This is a genomic window from Pedobacter petrophilus, assembly GCF_009674725.1.
GTDB lineage: Bacteria > Bacteroidota > Bacteroidia > Sphingobacteriales > Sphingobacteriaceae > Pedobacter > Pedobacter petrophilus.
This window is the reverse complement of record NZ_WKKH01000098.1, coordinates 1-3831: the sequence shown is the minus strand read 5'-3', so window position 1 is coordinate 3831 and position 3831 is coordinate 1. Positions and strand designations below refer to the sequence as shown.

At 37.6% G+C, this 3831-nt stretch carries 3 protein-coding genes; 2 read left to right on the top strand and 1 reads right to left on the bottom strand.

The genetic code is table 11. The features are described from left to right. Nucleotides 1-41: 41 nt before the first annotated feature. Both GJU39_RS23105 and GJU39_RS23100 read left to right on the top strand, forming a co-directional pair. Nucleotides 42-662, top strand: a complete 621-nt coding sequence (locus GJU39_RS23105; RefSeq protein WP_154283350.1) for a hypothetical protein — start codon at nucleotides 42-44, stop codon at nucleotides 660-662. Continuing rightward, on the top strand, nucleotides 655-2382 hold the full coding sequence (locus GJU39_RS23100; RefSeq protein WP_154283349.1) for an RNA-directed DNA polymerase: 1728 nt from the start codon (nucleotides 655-657) through the stop codon (nucleotides 2380-2382). Before GJU39_RS23105 ends, GJU39_RS23100 begins: the two co-directional genes overlap by 8 nt. Nucleotides 2383-2511: 129 nt before the next feature. Here GJU39_RS23100 and GJU39_RS23095 read toward each other — a convergent pair whose 3' ends face one another. After that, a complete protein-coding gene (locus tag GJU39_RS23095; protein WP_154283348.1) occupies nucleotides 2512-3153 on the bottom strand; it encodes a hypothetical protein in 642 nt (213 codons plus the stop codon). Nucleotides 3154-3831 lie beyond the last annotated feature (678 nt).

Genomic DNA, 3831 nt, shown 5'->3' with positions numbered 1-3831 from the left:
GGACCTTATTAAATTAACTCGGCTAAGGGGGGCTTTTTAAAGTGGTGAAGAGGGGTCAATTTGAAGCGGTTTATCCAGCAATAGCTGAACTTCGCAAATGTGGCATTGTCCCAAGAGAACCCCTTGATGTTACTCTTATCGGAGCTGAAATTTCCGAACCAGCAAGAAATTTAGCTCAGGAGATGTTAGCGAGGTTAAAGCCATCATTGACAGAACAGGCAATTAATGTGGAAGCGGAATTCTGCAATTGGGATGTAACAAATGATTACAGCAATACCAAATTGATTAAAAAAATGGTAACAGCCTTTGAACGTAATCCTAAGCGGCTACTGATAGTAGCAAATTTCAGTGGCTTTTTGAAACTCAAAAGAAAAGAAGCTGAAAAACAGATTGTCGAGCTGCTGAAATATGCCGCTGAAGAAAATAGTTTCGGTGTATGGATCGAGCCACAGAAAAATGATGCTACGCAACCAGGAGGCTTATTCGGGTGGCTTAGTAGTAAAATAGAAACAGCACTGAAAAAATACATCAAAAAAGAAGATACAGAACTTGGAGTGACACACTTAACCACTAGCTCATCTTTTGTTCTGCCGTTGGAAACACCAAATAGTGCAGAGGTAAGATTGGCTGTTAATGCCCTAAAGCTTACTATCAATGACTAAAATTAGACCAGGTAAATTAGCGCTTAGGGCTGTAAATCAATATAGAAGAAGAGATGTGCTGTCTTATCTTGGTTTAAGATATTATCTGGGAAATTCAGCAGCAAGATCGGACCATTGGATACAGACGATTACAACAAACCTCTCCCTTACCCGGGAAATAAGTTATTATCCTGTAGAGCATTTCAAGGAGATTAGCAAGGAGGGCAAGATAAAGCGCAGAAAAATTTTTCTCCCGTCACCAAATGATTCTCTTGCAGAAACCACTTTACTTAATGAATGCGCCAAGTATCCTGATGTGTTTGCCAATCCTAAAAGTGTGTTCAGTTATGATCTTTCTGAGGGTGAATTTAAAAATGGGGTATTCAAGAACTATATGCAGGGGTTGAAAAGAAGACAGTCTGCAATTGCTTTAGCCTCTAGAAAATATCCTAATGGGATAGTTGAGCATACTGATATCCAAAATTTTTATCCATCTATTTCTATCGACTTCGCAATCAAAACTTGGTTGGCCAAATGCCAAAAAACTAAAATAGAACAAAAATTTATTCATTTAGGAGAGACACTCATCAAAAGTTACAGAACGATAATTGATGATAAAGAATCTATTAGTGTTCTGGTAGGGCCAATGTTCAGCCACTTTTTAGCGAATATTATCTTGCATGATCTAGATCAGGAGTTCCAGAAGAATTTACCTGCATGTTATTTTCGCTATGTCGATGATATGACCTTTGTGGGAAATGAAAAAGAAGTAAAAGCTTCTATAGAAATAGTAAAGGCAAAGCTCGAAGAAATCGGACTTCATTTACATGCTGAAGGTTCTCCTAAAAATATAAAGGGCGACACAAGCGATTGGCTCAAATATAAAGATGACTTTCATGAGCATGGAAGATCATGGAAATATTTTATTGGAGCAATCAAAATTCACCTAATCAACAAACCTGATGATTTCGCGATTTTGGAAAAAGAGTTACGTAATCACAATATCGGATTGCCCTTATTCCATTACAGAATGTTTGCCAAGGAAAGAAGTAGTTTCGAAAAGTTTAAATCTTATCCAAAGCTTTTCCGGTACTGGATTAAAAGCCTTTCAATATCTGTCGAAAGCATTGTTGAGGATGCAGTCTATCTCAGGAATAAATATATCCGAGAGGTCGAACAGTTAATAAAAGAGTTTAAGGATGCAAAGGGATTTCATAGAAAAAGTTCAATTCCGAAGATTAGATATAGAATAGGTAGGATTTTGTATCTTGCATCCGATGAAGAAATTCAAAAACTAGCTTCATCGATCAATGGGGTTGAAGAGTTTAGGTTTTATCAAACTCTTATAGAGTCAATCTTATCGGGCAATATTGATACCGTGCTAGATCTCGGGGCGGATGTAGCTCAGGCTACAGCACAGATATTCAAAGCTATCAACAAAGAAGCCCATTTTGAAAACAAGAATAATTCAGATGTCCAAAGCCATGGTATCGCGATCTTTCTGCTTAATGGAGTTAATATCAAATCCTTTCAAGATCCAGATTCCGAACTACAGAGACTTGCAAGCAAGGGTGTAGACTTAGAGTTGATGAACAGCAAAAATCCCTTTGTTAGAGAAATTGCGTGCCTACATGGGATTCAAGAAAAACCATTGCATTCGAAAACACTAGAGAGTATTTTTGATGAAGATGAGGACTTTGTATTTGATGCGCTTGATAGTTTCTATACATCCCTATGTTGATACAAAATTAATGATTTAAAAAAATATCCTTCCTATTCCGTATATATAAAGGGAGTATAATGTTTAACTCATGTAATTTTCAGCCCTCACCATCCGCAAGGGCTTAAATTTAATTTATCCTTACCTCCCTCAACATTCAAAACTTCCACTCTTATTGGCAACGTAGCTGTACACAACAATATATTCAATGCCGTTCTTTTGAAAATGCCCGATAGGGAGATCACCTATTTCAAAGTAAGCAGATTTGCTTTCGAATGGAATGCCGCAAAGAATTGTGTTCGGTGCTATTTGGTGATAAACCACATCATTTCTCCTTTTTGCAATAGCGATTAATGCTGATAAATTTTTGCCCGATCCTTTTTGGTTATATTTTGGATGATGCGGGTGTTGATTGGCCGATACCCATGCTCCGGGCGCCATCGGTTTATAAAATTTGCCCAATGGGATATCGAACCTGCGTGGCAAAAAACAAGAAGCTATTTTTCCATTGTTGGTAATGGTTCCGGTTTCTATAAAGAAATGGGTAATTTTAATCCAATGCCTGGTAAGCTGATATACATATTCCCTGATGGAATTTTGCCCATCCTCTAAAAATTCTGTCCAGCCGGTATATCGTGGCAAAGTCATCAAAATTTCAGAAACATTTCCATCAATATGATGTAAGGTAGCCTTCACTGCACAAATTGCAGGTAATACATTCATGTAGGCTGTTTCAGCTGCAACCTGAGCAGGGAGCTGTGTGTTTTGGTTTTTACAATTGTTGTTTCGCATAACATTGTTAAAAAGATCCTGGGTGCTGCGAAACAACAATAAACTCTTTTCAGAGAAAATTTAGATACGGTTCCAAACCGCTCACCCAGGAATATTGTTAAAAATTGATTTGCTTACTTAATTGCTTCTCTGTCTAAGTTGAAAATTCTGTTTATTATTATTTCGCATAGGCAATTTAGAAACAATATCCCAAATCACAAAGAAAAATTTTAATTATTAAATAAAGTATCCTAGTCGTTGCAGACTGATAATTAGATTATTAAAAAATTAAAATTGTGCATCATCCTGAAAGATAATTTATTACATAAATCAATATAAATGACATGATTTTAAAGGAGTGAATAGCTTCGGGGTATCGTCCGAACTGAAGTGGAGGTTGAGTGAAGGCGTGAAGCAACCTATCTTGTCGTGACTTATCAATCATTTGGCTGCTGCGCTGGCTTGCCTCGGTTGGCCGCCGAAGGGCTTTTACTTTTGGCTTGGCCCAAAAGTAACAAAACCGAGCTTTTCTGCGAGCTCATGAATGCCTGTAAAAACATGAACAACTTATGAATAAACCAAAGGCTTGGAACTGATGTTGGATAAAATCGTTAACGCTTTTTTTCGGCAGCACAAGCACCCGATGAAAAATCGGGAGAGAACGCGCTGCCTTGGGTAGTGGTGGTTTGAAAGATTGTG

Excerpts from the sequence above, each read along its gene's own strand:
- GJU39_RS23095 (WP_154283348.1), bottom strand. The coding sequence starts at position 3,153 with ATGCGAAACAACAATTGTAAAAACCAAAACACACAGCTCCCTGCTCAG.
- GJU39_RS23100 (WP_154283349.1), top strand. The coding sequence starts at position 655 with ATGACTAAAATTAGACCAGGTAAATTAGCGCTTAGGGCTGTAAATCAA.